The organism is Streptomyces sp. CB01635, from assembly GCF_002803065.1.
Taxonomy (GTDB): domain Bacteria; phylum Actinomycetota; class Actinomycetes; order Streptomycetales; family Streptomycetaceae; genus Streptomyces.
Genome location: NZ_NNBL01000001.1, coordinates 71,125 through 88,909 on the forward strand (window position 1 = coordinate 71,125; position 17,785 = coordinate 88,909).

Consider the following 17,785-nt stretch of genomic DNA (forward strand, 5'->3'; position numbering starts at 1 on the left):
GTCCCCGTGCCGAATCCGTCCGAGCCCCAGATGTCCGCAGCGTCCTCCGCTCTGTACGACCCAGCGGAGCTGACCTCAGAGAACTGGGAGCGCGCCGCAGCCCGGCTGCTGGCGAAGATGATCGGGGAGTTCGCGTACGAGGAGATCATCGAACCGAAACGGGAGCCGGTGCCGGAGCAGGGACATGGGTCGGGGCATGGGCCAGGGCTGTTGCGGACAGACCTGTACACCCTTTCCGTCGACGGATCCCACGTGCCGCCGGGCAGCGCGTTCCGGTTCAGGGCCCGCCGGGGCGCGTACGGCAGCTGGCTCGTAGATCCGGGCAGCATCCAGTGGATCGCCGGCCGCCGGGAGAAGACCGCCGGCCGCCCCGCGCAGACGGACATGGACATGGATGGGGACGCCACCGAGCCCCAGCTGTCACTCACCGCAGCGAACCCGCCGGAACCCTTCACCGACCCCCTCGCCTTCCTCCTCCGCGCCAAGCACGTCCTCGGCCTCGACGGCGCCACGCTCGGGCATCTCATCCGCGAGCTCACCGTCACCCTTGCCGCCGACGCCCGTCTCGCCGACACCGCGCTCGACGCGGCCCAGCTCGCCGATCTCGGATACGCCGAACTGGAAGGCCACCAGACGGGCCACCCCTGGCTCGTCCTCAACAAGGGCCGCCTGGGGTTCTCAGCCTCCGACACGGCCCGCTGGGCCCCCGAGGCCCGTATCTCCGGGACGCTCCCGTGGATCGCCGTCCACACGAGGATCGCCGCCTACAGAGGCGTCGCGGACCTGGCGACAGCAGATCGGCTGTACGACCGCGAGCTCTCTCCGGCGGCGCGGGACTCCTTCGCCGAAGCTCTCCGGCAGCGCGGCCTGGACCCGCAGGCCTACCTGTACCTACCAGTACACCCGTGGCAGTGGAACAACATCGTGCTGCCGCTCTTCGCCGGCCCCGTCGCGACGGACGCCATCGTGCCGCTCCCCACCGACGGCGACGTGCGCCTGCCCCAGCAGTCCATCCGTACGTTCCTCAACATCTCGCGCCCCGACCGCCACACGGTGAAGCTTCCGCTGTCCGTACTCAACACCCTTGTGTGGCGCGGCCTGCCCACAGAGCGCACGCTCGCGGCACCGTCGGTCACGGCGTGGATGCACTCCCTCCGCGAAACAGACCCCTTCTTGAAGGACGATTGCGGGGTCATCCTCCTGGGAGAGGTGGCTTCGGTCGCCGTCGAGCACCCCGCATACGACGGCCTCGAAGAAGTCCCGTATCAGTACAAGGAGTTGCTGGGCGCCATCTGGCGCGAACCGGTCTCCCGGTATCTCGCCCCCGGCGAGCGGGCCCGCACCCTGGCCTCTCTGCTCCACGTAGACCCGCACGGCCGGGCATTCACCGGGGAGCTCGTCGCCCGATCCGGGCTGACCCCCGAGGTGTGGCTGCGCCGGCTCTTCGCGGCCCTGCTGCCCCCGCTTCTGCACTTCCTCTACCGCTACGGCACCGTGTTCTCCCCGCACGGGGAGAACGCCATCGTCGTCTTCGACGACCACGACGTGCCGGTGCGGCTCGCGGTGAAGGACTTCGTCGACGACGTGAACGTGAGCGCCGAGCCGCTGCCCGAACACGACCGCATGCCGCACGACGTACGCGAGACCCTGCTCACCGAGCGGCCCGCCTTCCTGACCCAGTTCATCCACTCAGGGCTCTTCGTCGGCGTCTTCCGGTATCTGGCGCCCCTGTGCGAGAAGGAACTGGGGGTCACGGAGGAGAAGTTCTGGTCCCTGGTGCGCGCAGAGATCGTGCGGCATCAGGCGCGCTTCCCCGAGCTCAAGGAGCGGTACGAGATGTTCGACCTCCTCACTCCCCGTATCGAGCGGCTCTGCCTCAATCGCAACCGACTGCACCTGGACGGTTACCGCGACCGGTCGCAGCGCCCCCACGCGGCCGTGCACGGCACGGTGCCCAATCCGCTGCACCAGCCGTGAGCGCGGGATTGTCAGTGGTGCCCCGTAGGGTGGTCGAGCTATGACGAAGCCCTCCCTCCCCGAGCTCCTGCACGCCGCCGTCGCCGCCGTCGGCGGTACGGAACGACCTGGCCAGGTGACCATGGCCGAGACCGTCGCCGAGGCGATCGACGGCGGTTCCCACCTGCTCGCCCAGGCAGGCACGGGTACCGGTAAGTCCCTCGGCTACCTGGTCCCTGCCCTGGCGCACGGGGAGCGGGTCGTGGTCGCGACGGCCACTCTGGCCCTCCAGCGCCAGCTCGTAGAGCGGGACCTGCCGCGCACGGTCGACGCGCTGCACCCCTTGCTGCGCCGGCGCCCCCAGTTCGCCATGCTCAAGGGCCGGTCGAACTATCTGTGCCTGCACCGCCTCCACGAAGGAGCGCCGCAGGACGAGGAGGAGGGGCTCTTCGACCAGTTCGAGGCGGCCGCTCCGACCAGCAAGCTCGGCCAGGACCTGCTGCGGATGCGGGACTGGGCCGACGAGACGGAGACGGGCGACCGGGACGATCTGACCCCCGGAGTCTCCGACCGGGCCTGGTCCCAGGTGTCGGTCTCCTCCAGGGAGTGCCTGGGCGCCACCAAGTGCGCGTACGGGCAGGAGTGCTTCGCCGAGGCGGCCCGCGAGCGGGCCAAGCTCGCCGATGTGATCGTCACGAATCACGCGCTCCTGGCGATCGACGCCATCGAAGGGGCACCGGTCCTGCCGTCCCACGAGGTGCTGATCGTGGACGAGGCGCACGAGCTCGTCTCCCGGGTCACGGGTGTGGCGACCGGCGAGCTCACCCCGGGGCAGGTGAATCGCGCGGTGCGCCGTTCCGCCAAGCTCGTCAACGAGAAGGCGGCCGATCAGCTCCAGACCGCCGCCGAGGGGTTCGAGCGGCTCATGGAGCTGGCGCTGCCCGGCCGTCTGGAGGAGGTCCCGGAGGACCTCGGCTACGCGCTGATGGCGCTGCGGGACGCCTCCCGGACTGTCATCTCGGCCATGGGCACCACACGCGACAAGTCCGTCCAGGACGAGGACGCGGTACGCAAGCAGGCCCTGGCCTCCGTGGAGAGCATCCACGACGTGGCCGAGCGCATCACGAACGGCTCCGAATACGACGTCGTCTGGTACGAGCGACACGACCGCTTCGGCGCGTCCCTCAGAGTGGCCCCCATGTCGGTGTCCGGCCTGCTGCGGGAGAAGCTCTTCGCGGAGCGGTCCGTGGTGCTGACCTCGGCGACACTCAAGCTGGGCGGCGATTTCAACGGGGTGGGTGCCTCTCTGGGTCTGGCCCCCGAGGGCCAGGAGGGCGAGGGCCTCCCGCAGTGGCGGGGCGTCGACGTCGGATCGCCGTTCGAGTACCGCAAGCAGGGCATTCTCTACGTCGCCAAGCATCTGGCACGCCCCGCGCGTGAGGGCACCCGCAGCGACATGATGGACGAGCTGGCCGAGCTGATGCAGGCCGCCGGTGGCCGGACGCTGGGGCTCTTCTCGTCGATGCGTGCCGCACAGGCCGCGGCGGAGGAGCTGCGGACCCGGCTTCCCGAGTACCCGATCCTCCTCCAGGGCGAGGAGACGCTCGGCGAGCTGATCAAGGGGTTCTCGGCCGACCCGAAGACGTGCCTGTTCGGCACGCTCTCCCTCTGGCAGGGCGTGGACGTGCCGGGCGCCAGCTGCCAGCTCGTCGTCATGGACAAGATCCCGTTCCCGCGGCCGGACGACCCGCTGATGAGCGCCCGGCAGAAGGCCGTCGAGGATGCCGGCGGCAATGGCTTCATGGCCGTTGCGGCGACGCATGCGGCCCTGCTGATGGCCCAGGGCGCGGGCCGCCTCGTACGGGCGACGGGGGATCGCGGCGTGGTGGCGGTCCTGGACCCGCGGCTGGCGACGGCCCGGTACGGCAGCTATCTGCGGGCCTCGATGCCGGACTTCTGGTACACGACGGACCGGAACCAGGTGCGGCGCTCGCTGGCCGCGATCGACGCGAAGGCGACCGCCGAAGCCGAAGAGAGCGCGTAGCCGCGCGGACCGCGCCATCGCGTGGCGGAGCCCCGGACACCCGGGGCTCCGCCCACGCGGCAGGCCCCCGGATCCGGTAGGCCAATGACACTCGGCAGGCCCAGGACACATCGGGCTTAGGACACAGCAGACTCAAGAAACAGCAGGGCCCCGGAACCGGCGCAGTTGGTTCCGGGGCCCGGTCAGGGGCGCGGGGTCACACCCGCCGCAGAACGGCCACCACCTTGCCGAGAATGGTCGCCTCGTCACCGGGGATCGGCTGGTACGCGGAGTTGTGCGGCAGCAGCCACACATGGCCGTCCTCGCGCTTGAAGCGCTTGACCGTGGCCTCGCCCTCGAGCATCGCGGCGACGATGTCGCCGTTCTCCGCGACCGGCTGGCGGCGGACCGTGACCCAGTCGCCGTCGCAGATCGCGGCCTCGATCATCGAGTCGCCGACGACCTTCAGGACGAACAGCTCACCGTCTCCGACCAGCTGCCGGGGGAGGGGGAACACGTCCTCGACGGACTCTTCGGCGAGGATCGGGCCACCGGCGGCGATGCGGCCGACGAGCGGGACGTACGACGCGGCCGGCTTGCCCGCGGTGTCCGTGGGCTGCGCGCTCGGCTGGTCGGACCCGCGGACCTCGTAGGCGCGGGGGCGGTGCGGGTCGCGGCGCAGGAAGCCCTTGCGCTCGAGGGCCATCAGCTGGTGCGCGACCGACGACGTGCTCGACAGGCCCACCGCCTGGCCGATCTCCCGCATCGACGGCGGGTAACCACGCCGCTGCACGGAGTCCCTGATCACCTCGATGACGCGGCGCTGCCTGTCCGTGAGCCCCGAGCTGTCCGCGCGGATTCCGGGAGGTCGGCCCGGCAAGGAGCGCGCGGGCTTTGGCCCCTCCGCGCTCATGGATGCGTCATTCATGGCATGCACCGGCTCGAGTCGGCCCTGGGAACGGTCCTGGGCAGTGATGGTGGCGCTGTCTGCGGTGGTGGTCACGTCGGTCGGCCCCTCTCGAGATGTTCTCCCTAGCTAGCCAACGGTAGTTGCTTTCGAAAGGTTGCGCCAAACACACGTTCGAGTGAAAAATCGCAGATTGCTTGTCGTGATCATGTGCCTGGGTGTATGCCTTGCGCTTTGCCGGAGTAGCAATTCGGTTCATTGCGGTACGCTTCACCGCCGAGGCCGAGACCCGCTCCGTGGGGCTCCCAGTGTGCCATCCGGTGGTCCGTCAACCCGGAACCGGCCCCCTCTCCGTGCGCCGCCGCCCGCGATCTGCGTGCATCCGTCACGAGCGCGCCCCCGCCCCGGTGTTCGTGAGGTGAAAGCGACACGCGTGGGGGCGAATTAGCGACCAAACCCCAGATCTAGTGGTTCGATGGCATCAGTAGCCCAGAAGTTGTGGTCCCCGGTCCATCGAGGCCTCGGTCATCGCCTATGCTTGGGGCTGCTTCGAGGGGCCTGAAGGGCCTCGCGAGGCCATTGAGTCGTGCTGTGAAGGAGGGTTGGAGTTCCATGCACTGCCCCTTCTGCAGGCACCCCGACAGCCGTGTCGTCGACAGTCGCACCACCGACGACGGCACGTCGATCCGCCGGCGCCGCCAGTGCCCCGACTGCTCCCGTCGTTTCACGACCGTGGAGACGTGCTCGCTCATGGTGGTCAAGCGGAGCGGGGTGACCGAACCCTTCAGCCGTACGAAGGTGATCAACGGCGTCCGCAAGGCGTGCCAGGGCCGCCCCGTCACCGAGGACGCCCTCGCCCAGCTCGGCCAGCGGGTCGAGGAGGCGGTGCGTGCCACCGGCAGCGCGGAGCTGACCACCCATGACGTGGGCCTGGCCATACTCGGCCCGCTTCAGGAACTCGACCTCGTCGCCTACCTGCGCTTCGCGTCCGTGTACCGGGCGTTCAATTCGCTGGAGGACTTCGACTCGGCCATCGCGGAGCTGAGGGAACAGCTGCCCGGTGCGAGCCGGGGGGACGTGGGCGGAGAGCGCGAACCATGTGGCTGCGGGCCCGGAGGGACTGTCGAAGTCCCCGTGCCCGCCACCGCTGCCGACTGACCGGCCCAGGGGTCGGTCGGCGGCCATCCAGACCTGTTGCGGGCGGCAAGAGCGGCGTCCGCAATACAAGACACACACCGTGCCACGGGAAGATCGAGGCACTTCGGGGCGTTTTAGCCCGGTATAGGGAGGCGGCATGACAGAGACGACGAGTGGCCCGGCACGAGGTTCCCGCGCCAAGGGAGCCAAGGCCAACAAGGGGCTGCGTATCGAGCGCATCCACACGACTCCCGGCGTGCATCCGTACGACGAGGTGGAGTGGGAGCGCCGTGACGTCGTCATGACCAATTGGCGCGACGGCTCGATCAACTTCGAGCAGCGTGGCGTCGAGTTCCCCGGCTTCTGGTCGGTGAACGCGGTCAACATCGTCACCAGCAAGTACTTCCGCGGCGCGGTAGGCACCCCGCAGCGCGAGGTGAGCCTCAGGCAGCTCATCGACCGGATCGTGAAGACGTACCGGAAGGCCGGAGAGGACCACAACTACTTCTCCTCGCCCGCCGACGCCGAGATCTTCGAGCACGAGCTGGCGTACGCCCTCCTGCACCAGATCTTCAGCTTCAACTCCCCGGTGTGGTTCAACGTCGGTACGCCGCAGCCCCAGCAGGTCTCCGCCTGCTTCATCCTTGCCGTCGACGACTCCATGGAGTCGATCCTCGACTGGTACAAGGAAGAGGGCATGATCTTCAAGGGCGGCTCCGGCGCAGGCCTGAACCTCTCGCGGATCCGTTCCTCCAAGGAGCTGCTGTCCTCGGGCGGCAATGCCTCCGGTCCCGTCTCCTTCATGCGCGGTGCCGACGCCTCCGCAGGAACGATCAAGTCGGGTGGCGCCACGCGCCGCGCGGCCAAGATGGTCATCCTCGACGTCGACCACCCCGACATCGAGAACTTCATCGAGACCAAGGTGAAGGAAGAGGAGAAGATCCGCGCGCTGCGTGACGCGGGCTTCGACATGGACCTGGGCGGAGACGACATCACGTCCGTCCAGTACCAGAACGCCAACAACTCGGTCCGCGTGAACGACGAGTTCATGAAGGCCGTGGAGACCGGCGGCAAGTTCGGTCTGCGCGCCCGGATGACCGGTGACGTCATCGAGGAGGTCGACGCCAAGTCGCTCTTCCGCAAGATGGCCGAGGCCGCGTGGGCGTGTGCCGACCCCGGTATCCAGTACGACGACACCATCAACCAGTGGCACACCTGCCCGGAGTCCGGCCGGATCAACGGCTCGAACCCGTGCAGCGAGTACATGCACCTGGACAACACGTCCTGCAACCTCGCGTCGCTGAACCTGATGAAGTTCCTGAAGGACGACAGCAAGGGTCACCAGTCCTTCGACGTCGAGCGCTTCTCCAAGGTCGTCGAGCTGGTCATCACCGCGATGGACATCTCGATCTGCTTCGCGGACTTCCCGACGCAGAAGATCGGCGAGAACACCCGCGCCTTCCGCCAGCTGGGCATCGGCTACGCCAACCTCGGCGCCCTGCTGATGGCCACGGGTCACGCGTACGACTCCGAGGGCGGCCGCGCCCTGGCCGGTTCCATCACGTCGCTGATGACCGGTACCTCGTACAAGCGTTCCGCCGAGCTCGCCGCGGTCGTCGGCCCTTACGACGGCTACGCCCGTAACGCCGCGCCGCACCAGCGGGTCATGAAGCAGCACGCCGACGCGAACACCAAGGCCGTCCGCATCGACGACCTGGACACGCCGATCTGGGCCGCCGCCACGGAGGCCTGGCAGGACGTCGTCCGCCTTGGCGAGAAGAACGGTTTCCGCAACTCGCAGGCCTCGGTCATCGCCCCGACCGGCACCATCGGTCTCGCGATGTCCTGCGACACCACCGGCCTTGAGCCCGACCTCGCCCTGGTCAAGTTCAAGAAGCTCGTCGGCGGCGGCTCGATGCAGATCGTCAACGGCACCGTCCCGCAGGCCCTGCGCCGCCTGGGTTACCAGGAGGAGCAGATCGAGGCGATCGTCGCCCACATCGCCGACAACGGCAATGTGATCGACGCCCCCGGCCTGAAGACCGAGCACTACGAGGTCTTCGACTGCGCGATGGGCGAGCGCTCCATCTCCGCGATGGGCCACGTCCGCATGATGGCAGCCATCCAGCCCTGGATCTCCGGCGCGCTGTCCAAGACGGTCAACCTGCCCGAGACCGCCTCGGTCGAGGATGTCGAAGAGGTCTACTTCGAGGCGTGGAAGATGGGCGTCAAGGCGCTCGCCATCTACCGCGACAACTGCAAGGTCGGCCAGCCCCTCTCCGCCAAGACCAAGACCAAGGAGAAGGAGGCGGTCACCGCCAAGGCCGAGGAGACCATCCGTACCGCGGTCGAGAAGGTCGTCGAGTACCGTCCGGTCCGCAAGCGTCTGCCCAAGGGCCGCCCGGGGATCACCACCTCCTTCACCGTCGGTGGCGCCGAGGGCTACATGACCGCCAACTCCTACCCGGACGACGGTCTCGGCGAGGTCTTCCTGAAGATGTCGAAGCAGGGCTCCACCCTCGCCGGCATGATGGACGCTTTCTCGATCGCCGTCTCCGTGGGTCTGCAGTACGGCGTCCCGCTGGAGACGTACGTCTCGAAGTTCACGAACATGCGCTTCGAGCCGGCCGGCATGACGGACGACCCGGACGTGCGGATGGCGCAGTCGATCGTCGACTACATCTTCCGCCGCCTGGCGCTCGACTTCCTGCCCTTCGAGACGCGCTCCGCGCTCGGCATCCACTCGGCCGAGGAGCGTCAGCGTCACCTGGAGACGGGCTCGTACGAGCAGTCCATCGACGATGTCGAGGTCGACGTCGAGGGTCTGGCTCAGTCCGCCCCGCGGCAGACCGAGTCCCTGAAGGCCGTCGTCGAGGCCCCCAAGGCCGAGGCCGTCGCCGCGGCGCCCGCTCCGCAGCAGGCGCACACCAGCGCCGAGCTCGTGGAGATGCAGCTGGGCATCCAGGCGGACGCCCCGCTGTGCTTCTCCTGCGGCACGAAGATGCAGCGCGCCGGCTCCTGCTACATCTGCGAGGGCTGCGGCTCGACCAGTGGTTGCAGCTGATCCGCTGACGCAGTGAGGTGAGGGGCGGCGGGCCACCAGGCCCGCCGCCCCTCACCCGTTCCGCGGTCCCGGAGCGCTCAGTGCGCGCCGCCCATCGCGGCGGCGAACGACGTCGGGTCGCTGTCGTAGCCCTGGAGCACCTCGCGGAAGGCCCACTCTCCGGAGTCGTCCCTCGCGAATTCGGCGATCACGGCCGCCGTGGAGTCGGCCACTTCGGAGAAGTCGTTCTGTGCGAGGCCGGTGTACCCCTCGCGGATACGGACCGCCGTGTTCGCCACCGCTCCGAACACCGTTGCCCGCTCTCCCTGCTGTATGGCGATACCGACGACCACGCGCGCGTAGGAGGGCGACAGGCGCTCCAGTTCCAGTGTCATGACTTCGTCGTATCCGAAGCCCTGGCCCGTCGTGCTGTCCCTGTTGAGGGTGATGGTCCCGTCGGGGGAGCGGCTGTCGAAGTGCACGACGTAGGCCGGAGCTCCGCCCGGATCGTCGGATGTGTAGGTCGCCGCGATGATGTCGAGATCATGGGGCGGCTGGCCGATCGGGCTCGGGTCCCATTTCAGTGCGACCTCGACCTTCTTGAGCCCTTTCTTGAAGCTGCTCACCGAACTCCCCCTTCTCGGCTGCTGGTTACGGCTGTTCGTCACTGACTGCTCATGACTGCTCATGACTGCTACGAACACGCTACGTCCTACGATTGTGACCATGAACTGGAACGGGGAAGACCTTGATCTCGACGCCTACTTGGCGCGAATCGGCTTCACGGGGGACGTCAAACCGGACCTGGGCACGCTGCGCGCGCTGCACAGGGCGCATATCGCGGCGATCCCGTTCGAGAACCTGGAGATCATGCTCGGGCGGACGGTGGACCTGAGCCTCGCCGCCTTGCAGGCGAAGCTTGTGCGGCAGCGCCGCGGCGGCTACTGCTACGAGCAGAACCTGCTCTTCGCGGCCGTTCTGGAGCGAATCGGATTCCCCGTGAAGGGACTTGGGGCCCGCGTCCGGGCGGGCGCCACGGCGCTTCGCGCGGTCACTCACATGCTGACCCGCGTCACCGTGGAGGACGGCCAGGAGTGGCTGTGCGACGTGGGCTTCGGCGCCCAGGGCCTGCGCGAACCGATCCCCCTGCGGGACGGGATCGAGGTGCGTCAGGGACCGTGGACCTTCGGCCTCGTGCCGGAGGGCGCCGGCGTTCTGGTCCTGTGCAGCTTGCGTCCCGGCGGCCGGGAGGAGATATACGCCTTCACCCTGGAGGAGCGTTATCCCGTCGACTACGTGGTGATGAACCACTACACGTCGACGCATCCGCGGTCCGCCTTCACTCATCGCCCCGTCGTCCAGCGTGCCGCCGTCGACAGTCAGCGCTCCCTCATCGACATGCGGATGTCGGTCGAGCTGCCGGACGGGACCCGGGACGAACAGGACGTGCAGGAAGGCGAGTTGATGGACCTTCTCGCCCGTGAGTTCGGGATCGAACTGAGTGACGAGGACGCGGCACGACTGACCAGGATGCGTGACGCCGGAGCGTGACCGAACCCACGGCGTGGGCCGTACGATGGCGCGGTGCTGGTCAAGTGGATTCGCTGCACCGTGACCGATCGACGCGGGTTCGAGCGGGGGCAGCGAAAGTGGGCGGGGCTTCTGGGGGAGCCGGGATTCCGGGGACAGGGCGGGGGCTGGAGCAGAAATCGGCCGGGGGTGGCTCATGTCCTCGGCTTCTGGGAGAGCCGTGCTTTCTACGACTCCTTCATGGCGCGCTCGCACGACCGGCTCGCGGCCGCCCAGTCGGGCACGTACAAAGACATCCAAGTGAAGCTCTTCGACCACCGGTTCGACGTGAAGACGGGCTTCGAGCCGCGCTTCACGGATGCGGACACGGTGCGCCTCGCGCACTGCCGGGTGCACGCGGACCGCGAGGAACACTTCGCGCTCATGCAGGAGAAGGTCTGGAACCCCGCGATGGCCGGCTCCCCGGGGATGGTGCGCGGACTGTTCGGTGAGGCGCCGGGCAACGAGTTCCTGATCCTGTCGATGTGGCACTCCGTGGCCGAGCACGGCAAGTACCAGGCCGAACGCGTGGAGCGGCTCTCGACCCGCGCCCGGACGGAGACCGACATCGCCGGGATCACGGGCGACATCGTCCAGCTCGAACCCTCGTGGACGGTCTGATCCGGATCGGCCACAGGAGCGACCGCGGTGTGACATACGCCGGATGGAGCCCGTACGGGTGCTCGAACCGGGCCCTTCCGATCTAGGGTTTCCGCATGGCACGACCGAGGCGCATTGTCCTTGTCAGGCACGGCGAGTCGGAGGGCAACGCCGACGACACCGTCTACGAACGCGAGCCCGACCACGCCCTGGCCCTCACCGAGACCGGGCACCGGCAGGCGGACGAGACAGGGAAGTACCTGCGGGAGCTGTTCGGTCGTGAGCAGGTGAGCGTGTACGTGTCGCCCTACCGCCGTACGCACCAGACGTTCCGCGCTTTCCGGCTCGACCCCGAACTCGTACGGGTGCGCGAGGAGCCGCGGCTGCGGGAGCAGGACTGGGGAAACTGGCAGGACCGGGACGACGTACGCCTCCAGAAGGCGTACCGCGACGCGTACGGCCATTTCTTCTACCGCTTCGCCCAGGGCGAGTCCGGGGCTGACGTGTACGACCGTGTGGGTGCTTTTCTGGAGAGTCTGTACCGGAGCTTCGAGGCGCACGACCACCCCTCGAACGTCCTCCTCGTCACCCATGGGCTCACCATGCGGCTGTTCTGCATGCGCTGGTTCCACTGGACCGTCGCCGACTTCGAATGTCTGTCGAATCCCAGGAACGGTGAGACGCGGGCACTCGTTCTCGGGAAGGACGGCAAATACACCTTGGACCGGCCGTTCGAACGATGGCGTGACCCGGAGCCTTACGGAGTCACCGGTTAGAGTGGCAGGGCGATGACCGCTGATTCCTCTCCTCATGTGCGGCTTGACCGCGCCCTGTCCAGCCTGCGCGGCCTGGCGGTGGGGGATGCGCTGGGCTCCCAGTTCTTCGTGCCCGCCAACCATCCGCTGCTCAAGCGCCGCGAGCTGCCCGACGGCATCTGGCAGTGGACCGACGACACCGAAATGGCGTGCTCCGTAGTGGCGGTCCTGGCCGCCGAGAACCGGATCGAGCAGGACGCGCTCGCCCGGTCCTTCGCGGAGCACCACGACTTCGACCGCGGCTACGGCCCTGCGGTGAACCGGCTGCTCCGGCAGATCCGCGAGGGCGGCGACTGGCGTTCCCTGTCCTCCGCGCTCTTCAAGGGCCAGGGCTCCTGGGGCAACGGCGCGGCGATGCGGATCGCGCCGCTCGGGGCCTGGTACGCGGACGATCCGGAGCAGGCCACGCATCAGGCCGAGATCTCCGCCTATCCGACGCATCAGCACCGGGAGGCCGTGGTCGGGGCCATGGCCGTGGCCGCGGCTGCCGCGATCGTGGCCGATCCGGCAGGACCGCCGACGCCGCAGGCGCTCCTCGACGGAGTGATCGCGCTCGTGCCGCGCAGTGCGGTGGGAGCGGGGCTTCGGCGGGCCAGGGACATGCTCGACTACGGCGACCCGGGGACGGTGGCCGCGGTCCTCGGCTGCGGCCGACGCACCACGGCGCACGACACCGTGCCGTTCGCCCTGTGGTCGGCGGCGCGCGGGCTCGGCGACTTCGAGCGCGCGTTCTGGGAGACGGCCCAGGTGGGCGGCGACATGGACACGACGTGCGCGATCGTGGGCGGAGTGGTCGCTTCAGGCTTGGGTGGCGCTCCGGCGGACCTGTGGCTGCAGCGGACCGAGCCCCTGCCGGAGTGGGCGCCCGGACTGCCGGTCTGACCTGTGGATTCCTCACGCCTCACCCGGTGTGACGGATAAACCGTGGGGCTAGGGCTAGGGCTCAGGTGAACGCATCGGCTTGGGTGTGATGGATGCCGGGCCGGCTTCGTCGAGTCGGACGGCCCGGCATCCACCTCCCCGGTGGACGGCTCCCCCAGTCAGCCGCCCGCCGGCCCGGCCGCACCCGCGGTACCCGCGAGTGCTTCCAGGTCGCTCTTGCGTACCCGGATCACCACAGTGGCGACGACCAGCGCGAGCAGCGCCATCGCCGCGGCCGGAATGAACGCGGTCGAGATGCCCTCGGCCAGGACCTGGTGACCCCAGGGAGCCGGGAGCTGATGGGTCTTGGCGAACTCCGCCTTCTGCTCGGGCGTGGCCTGCGCCATGAAGGAGGGGATCTGGTCCTTGGCCTCGTTCCTGCTGGCCGTACCGAAGACGGTCGTCAGAATGGAGAGGCCGAGCGAACCTCCCACCTGCTGCATCGCGTTGAGCAGCCCGGACGCCGCACCCGCCTCGTGCTGGGCGACTCCGGAGACGGCGGTCAGGGTGAGCGTCACGAAGTTGAGCCCCATCCCGATGCCGAACAGCAGCATCGGGCCGAGCACCCCACCCACGTACGAGCTGTCGGGGGAGATGAACGTCTGCCAGCCGAGGCCGAGCAGGACGAAGGTCGCGCCGGTCATCATGAACGGCTTGGGGCCGAGGACCGGAAGCAGCCGCTGCGACAGGCCCGCGCCGACGATGATCGCGGCCGTCACGGGCAGGAAGGCGAGGCCCGCCTCGATCGGCGTGTAGTTGAGGACGTTCTGTGCGAACAGGACGATGAAGAAGAACATGCCGAACATCGCCGCGGCCAGGCTCAGCATGATCACGTACGTGCCGGAGCGGTTGCGGTCGGCGAACATCCGCAGCGGAGTGATCGGTTCCTTCGCCCGGCTCTCGATGAACACGAAGGCGAGCAGCAGCACCACGGCGGCGACGAACGAGCCCACGCTGATGCTGTCCCGCCAGCCCTCCTCCGACGCCCGGATGAAGCCGTACACGAGCGAGGCCATGCCCGCCGTGGAGGTGAGCGCGCCCGCGATGTCGAAGCGTCCCGGGTGGCGTTCGGACTCGTTGATGTACATCGGCGCCAGCACCGCGATGAGGATGCCGATGGGTACGTTCACGAACAGCACCCAGCGCCAGTCGAGCCACTCCGTGAGCATGCCGCCGGCGAGGAGACCGACGGCGCCGCCGCCCGCGGAGACGGCCGCGAAGACGCCGAACGCGCGGTTCCGCTCCGGGCCTTCGGGGAACGTCGTGGTGATGAGGGCGAGCGAGGTGGGCGACGCGATCGCGCCACCGACGCCCTGCAGGGCCCGGGCCGCCAGCAACTGCCAGGGTTCCTGGGCGAGTCCGCCGAGCAGGGAGGCGAGCGTGAAGAGCAGGATGCCGGACATGAAGACCCGGCGGCGACCGAGGATGTCTCCCGCACGACCACCGAGAAGCAGCAGCCCACCGAAGGTGAGCGTGTACGCGCTGACGACCCAAGTGAGGTCTGTCGTGGAGAACTTGAGCGCGCCCTGAATGTGCGGGAGCGCGATGTTCACAATCGTCGCGTCGAGTACCACCATGAGTTGGCAGGCCGCGATGACGGCGAGGGCTATGCCGGGGCGCCCAGTCCGTCGTGCCTGCCCCGGCTTCCCCGGCTTGTTCGGCTTCTGATCTTGAGTTAACTGAGAGGTTGACACTATGGATCCCCCACAAGTGCGTTAGTGAACGCAACCGTTCACTGTCGCCTCGAACGGTAGTGACTCCCCATCAGTGAACGCAACCGTTCACTGAAGAAGCTGCCGAGAACACCCGGTTCCCCAACGGAGAGAAGACGATGGATACTTCGCGCTGGACGGCCGCCCCCGCTCGGACGGCCACCCTGCGCCGGCGTGGCCCCGTGCTGGAGCGGGCCATCCTGGAAGCCGCGCTGGAGCAGCTCAGTACGGTCGGCTGGAACGCCCTCACGATGGAAGGCGTCGCCGCCGGAGCGCAGACGGGCAAGGCCGCCGTCTACCGCCGCTGGCCGTCCAAGGAGGAGCTCGTCGCGGACGCCCTCCAGGCGGCGCTGCCCAGGCTCGACGGAGCGCCGGACCGCGGCAGCGTCCGGGAGGACCTGATCGAGCTCTGCGGCCTGATGCGTGAGGCGATGTACTCGCGCCCCGGATTCGCTCTGCGTTCGGTTCTTCACGAATGCGACTCGGCGACGGCGCAGCGCTTCCATGAGGTGATCTTCGAGGGCGTCGTCCAGCCGAGCGTCGAGCTGATCAAAGAGGTCGTGAACCGCGGGATCGAGCGGGGAGAGGTTCGCCCTGGCGCCGCTGACGCGTACGTCTGCGATGTCATCCCTGCGATGATGATGTACCGCTCAAAGGTGTGCGCGAGCGAATGGGAAGAGCGTGATCTCACGGAGATGATCGATCAGGTGATGGTTCCGCTGCTGCGGCCGCGGGGGGCGTGACGCGAGGCGGTGCCGGCCGTGGATCTGAGCCGGCGCCGGGCTGTGTGGTGGCATCGCGCCGCGTGGACGGAGAACGGGCCGGTCGTACCGGGGTGTCGCTGAGTGGTCAAGGCGGCGTAGGCTATCTGGCGCCATGCCGTACGAACCACCCACTCACAGCGTCGAGCGCTCACTGCGCGCCACCACCGGAGCCAAGATCGTCGCCGGTGTGGACGAGGTCGGTCGCGGTGCGTGGGCGGGACCGGTCACTGTGTGCGCCGCCGTCACCGGGCTGCGCCGACCGCCCGAAGGTCTCACCGACTCCAAGCTGATCAGCCCGAAGCGGCGCGAAGTGCTCGCCGAGACGCTGGAGAGCTGGGTGACGGCACATGCTCTCGGGCACGCCTCCCACGAGGAGATCGACGAGCTGGGGATGACGGCCGCTCTGCGGCTCGCCGCGGTGCGCGCCCTCGAGGCCCTTCCGGTCCGTCCGGACGCGGTCATCCTCGACGGCAAGCACAACTACCTCGGCGCTCCCTGGCAGGTCCGCACGGTGATCAAGGGAGACCGGTCCTGTGTGGCCGTCGCCGCGGCATCGGTGATCGCCAAGGTTCGGCGCGACAAAATGATGGCCGAACTGGGCATCGAACATGCAGACTTCGGTTTTGCGGCCAACGCCGGTTATCCGTCGCCGGTCCACAAAGCCGCGCTGGAGGTGCGGGGGCCCACCCCGTACCACCGGCTCACGTGGGCGTATCTTGATGCGCTGCCCCAGTGGCGGCACCTCAAGAAGGCCCGCATCTGGGCGGACGGAAACGTTCCGGAGATCGAAGGACAACTCGGCTTCGACTTCTGATCTTCCGTTCGCACTCATGTGCCACCCGCCGGGGCCACCCGCACCGGCGTTTGATAGACATCAGCTCATGCCTCTCCTTCCCGAGGAGCCTCAGATTCACGAGAGTGCCCAGGGTCCCCGCGCCACTTCGGCCCCCAGCGGCCGCAACGCGCCGACCCCCCGCCCTGTACCCGGCCCGCGTCCCGCGGCGCCGCCGCGACCCGGACGCCCGGGTCCCGCACGGCCGATGCCGCCCGCGCAGCGCACGTCGCGCGAGTCGGTGTCCGCCGCCGAGCCGGGGCCTTCGGCTCCGGCCGCCCCCGCCGCCGTGCCGACCGCGCCCGCTGCGGCGGACGCGAGCGCACAGCCGCAGATCCAGCTGATCCCGGCTTCGGTCGAGGGGGCCCTGGACGCCGCGGAGGAAGCCGTCGACCTGCTCCTCGACTCGGGCCGTGCGCCCGGCGAGGTGCTGGTGATCACCACCGGTGACCCGCACCCGTGGGCCACGCACGAGCTGTCCTTCGGCGACACCGCCTACTGGGCGCAGCACGACGCGGGTGACGATGTCTTCTACGCCGACGCCGGTGCCGCTGGGCGTGCCACCAAGCGGCCTGTGGTCGTCGTCGCGCTGAACGGCGGCGCCGATGAGGCGGCCGCCGCGGCAATGCCTCTCGCCCTCGGCCGGGCGGGCGCCCTGCTGATCGTGTGCGGCGACCCGCAGCGGATCAACTCCCTGCTGGGCGCCGGAGTCTGACACGCCGCACGCCGGCTGCCCGGACCGCTCGGCGGTTCCGCGGGCGGCCGGCGGCGTCGTGTGACTGCGGCCCGCGTCGCGACGGGCTCGTTCCAGCGGCAGCTCTCAGCGGGCGGCCGCGCGGCGCAGTACCTCCGACGCGGCTCCTCCTGCGCGCGGCAGTGGCGGCTCGACGCCGCCCTCGAACGCTTCGGGCGTCGACCCAAGGCTCGGCCGCCGGCCGCCACGTCCCTCGCCGAGTACCTGCCAGCCGTCCCGCGTCATGGTGATGTACGCCCCGCAGCGCAGCCCATGAAGTGTGCAGGCATCCCGCAGCCCCCACATCCACGCACCGTCCTCCTCCGTCCAACGCGCGTCGCCCTCGCGGCAGTAGAGCAGTACAGCTGTACGCACCGGTGTACGGCGCCGGAGGTCGTGCGGGATGACCCGGCGCAGGTGCGTGAGCAGCGCGTTGCGGAACACCCAGCCGTCCGCCGCGCTCGCGCGCCGCGTGAACGACGCGCTGGCACTGAGCCGCTCCTCCGTGTCAAGGACGGCCACGACGGCCGTCTGAGGCTTGGGGCGGTGCCGGGCGTGCAGGCCGCTGACGACCTCGCGCGGATTGCGCAGCAAGGGGATCCCCGCCGCGGCCCATTCCGCGGGTTCGAGCACCCTGGCGAGTTGATTGGCGGAGTCGGCGGACATGTCGGCACGCGTCGATGACGTCGACAATGATGTCGCCGAGGACGGAGCGAATCCGAAGGTCACGGTCCTCCCTTCGGCTACGCGCCCACACTGCGGGCGGGGTCGGA

At 69.0% G+C, this 17,785-nt stretch carries 15 protein-coding genes; 11 read left to right on the forward strand and 4 right to left on the reverse strand.

The window, feature by feature from the left end; genetic code table 11:
- The first annotated feature begins 6 nt into the window (after positions 1-6).
- Positions 7-1,977, forward strand: a complete 1,971-nt coding sequence (locus CG723_RS00290) for an IucA/IucC family protein (protein ID WP_442802502.1) — start codon at positions 7-9, stop codon at positions 1,975-1,977.
- A 40-nt stretch (positions 1,978-2,017) separates the two neighbouring features.
- The gene (locus tag CG723_RS00295; protein ID WP_100591110.1) at positions 2,018-4,000 is read left to right on the forward strand and encodes an ATP-dependent DNA helicase; all 1,983 of its coding nucleotides are present in this window, start codon (positions 2,018-2,020) and stop codon (positions 3,998-4,000) included.
- Positions 4,001-4,196: 196 nt separating this feature from the next.
- Here CG723_RS00295 and lexA read toward each other — a convergent pair whose 3' ends face one another.
- Positions 4,197-4,982 carry a transcriptional repressor LexA gene (gene lexA, locus CG723_RS00300; RefSeq protein WP_100591111.1) on the reverse strand — a complete coding sequence of 262 codons (786 nt, stop codon included), beginning with the start codon at positions 4,980-4,982 and terminating at the stop codon, positions 4,197-4,199.
- 516 nt (positions 4,983-5,498) lie between these two features.
- On the opposite strand from lexA, the gene nrdR reads away from it, so the two are divergent.
- Together nrdR and CG723_RS00310 are read left to right on the forward strand one after the other, a co-directional pair.
- Positions 5,499-6,044, forward strand: coding sequence for a transcriptional regulator NrdR (nrdR, locus tag CG723_RS00305; RefSeq protein ID WP_100591112.1), 546 nt, complete (start codon positions 5,499-5,501; stop codon positions 6,042-6,044).
- Between the two features lie 136 nt (positions 6,045-6,180).
- Complete coding sequence (locus tag CG723_RS00310) at positions 6,181-9,087, forward strand: vitamin B12-dependent ribonucleotide reductase (RefSeq protein WP_100591113.1); 2,907 nt, start codon at positions 6,181-6,183, stop codon at positions 9,085-9,087.
- A 77-nt stretch (positions 9,088-9,164) separates the two neighbouring features.
- On the opposite strand, the gene CG723_RS00315 is transcribed toward CG723_RS00310, so the two are convergent.
- The gene (locus CG723_RS00315; RefSeq protein WP_100591114.1) at positions 9,165-9,692 is read right to left on the reverse strand and encodes a TerD family protein; all 528 of its coding nucleotides are present in this window, start codon (positions 9,690-9,692) and stop codon (positions 9,165-9,167) included.
- Positions 9,693-9,792: 100 nt separating this feature from the next.
- On the opposite strand from CG723_RS00315, the gene CG723_RS00320 reads away from it, so the two are divergent.
- From CG723_RS00320 to CG723_RS00335, 4 genes are all read left to right on the forward strand, one after another.
- A complete protein-coding gene (locus tag CG723_RS00320) occupies positions 9,793-10,617 on the forward strand; it encodes an arylamine N-acetyltransferase family protein (protein WP_199841615.1) in 825 nt (274 codons plus the stop codon).
- Positions 10,618-10,650: 33 nt separating this feature from the next.
- Positions 10,651-11,256, forward strand: coding sequence for a YdbC family protein (locus CG723_RS00325; RefSeq protein ID WP_100591116.1), 606 nt, complete (start codon positions 10,651-10,653; stop codon positions 11,254-11,256).
- A 95-nt stretch (positions 11,257-11,351) separates the two neighbouring features.
- Positions 11,352-12,011, forward strand: a complete 660-nt coding sequence (locus CG723_RS00330; protein ID WP_100591117.1) for a histidine phosphatase family protein — start codon at positions 11,352-11,354, stop codon at positions 12,009-12,011.
- Positions 12,012-12,023: 12 nt separating this feature from the next.
- Positions 12,024-12,932, forward strand: a complete 909-nt coding sequence (locus CG723_RS00335) for an ADP-ribosylglycohydrolase family protein (RefSeq protein ID WP_100591118.1) — start codon at positions 12,024-12,026, stop codon at positions 12,930-12,932.
- Between the two features lie 158 nt (positions 12,933-13,090).
- On the opposite strand, the gene CG723_RS00340 is transcribed toward CG723_RS00335, so the two are convergent.
- Positions 13,091-14,665 carry an MFS transporter gene (locus tag CG723_RS00340; RefSeq protein WP_100591119.1) on the reverse strand — a complete coding sequence of 525 codons (1,575 nt, stop codon included), beginning with the start codon at positions 14,663-14,665 and terminating at the stop codon, positions 13,091-13,093.
- Between the two features lie 137 nt (positions 14,666-14,802).
- Between CG723_RS00340 and CG723_RS00345 the strand changes: the two genes are divergently transcribed.
- The 3 genes from CG723_RS00345 (at position 14,803) to CG723_RS00355 (ending at position 16,994) form a co-directional block, all read left to right on the forward strand.
- A complete protein-coding gene (locus CG723_RS00345; protein ID WP_100591120.1) occupies positions 14,803-15,426 on the forward strand; it encodes a TetR/AcrR family transcriptional regulator in 624 nt (207 codons plus the stop codon).
- A gap of 133 nt (positions 15,427-15,559) precedes the next feature.
- Complete coding sequence (locus CG723_RS00350; RefSeq protein WP_100591121.1) at positions 15,560-16,261, forward strand: ribonuclease HII; 702 nt, start codon at positions 15,560-15,562, stop codon at positions 16,259-16,261.
- A 67-nt stretch (positions 16,262-16,328) separates the two neighbouring features.
- A complete protein-coding gene (locus CG723_RS00355) occupies positions 16,329-16,994 on the forward strand; it encodes a hypothetical protein (protein WP_100591122.1) in 666 nt (221 codons plus the stop codon).
- 105 nt (positions 16,995-17,099) lie between these two features.
- Here the strand turns inward: CG723_RS00355 and CG723_RS00360 are convergent, their stop codons facing one another.
- Complete coding sequence (locus CG723_RS00360; RefSeq protein ID WP_100591123.1) at positions 17,100-17,741, reverse strand: hypothetical protein; 642 nt, start codon at positions 17,739-17,741, stop codon at positions 17,100-17,102.
- Between the last annotated feature and the right edge of the window lie 44 nt (positions 17,742-17,785).

Coding starts and splice junctions, on each gene's coding strand:
- CG723_RS00350 (WP_100591121.1), top strand. CDS start 15,560: ATGCCGTACGAACCACCCACTCACAGCGTCGAGCGCTCACTGCGCGCC.
- CG723_RS00345 (WP_100591120.1), top strand. CDS start 14,803: ATGGATACTTCGCGCTGGACGGCCGCCCCCGCTCGGACGGCCACCCTG.
- CG723_RS00330 (WP_100591117.1), top strand. CDS start 11,352: ATGGCACGACCGAGGCGCATTGTCCTTGTCAGGCACGGCGAGTCGGAG.
- CG723_RS00320 (WP_199841615.1), top strand. CDS start 9,793: ATGAACTGGAACGGGGAAGACCTTGATCTCGACGCCTACTTGGCGCGA.
- CG723_RS00335 (WP_100591118.1), top strand. CDS start 12,024: ATGACCGCTGATTCCTCTCCTCATGTGCGGCTTGACCGCGCCCTGTCC.
- CG723_RS00355 (WP_100591122.1), top strand. CDS start 16,329: ATGCCTCTCCTTCCCGAGGAGCCTCAGATTCACGAGAGTGCCCAGGGT.
- CG723_RS00295 (WP_100591110.1), top strand. CDS start 2,018: ATGACGAAGCCCTCCCTCCCCGAGCTCCTGCACGCCGCCGTCGCCGCC.
- nrdR (WP_100591112.1), top strand. CDS start 5,499: ATGCACTGCCCCTTCTGCAGGCACCCCGACAGCCGTGTCGTCGACAGT.
- CG723_RS00310 (WP_100591113.1), top strand. CDS start 6,181: ATGACAGAGACGACGAGTGGCCCGGCACGAGGTTCCCGCGCCAAGGGA.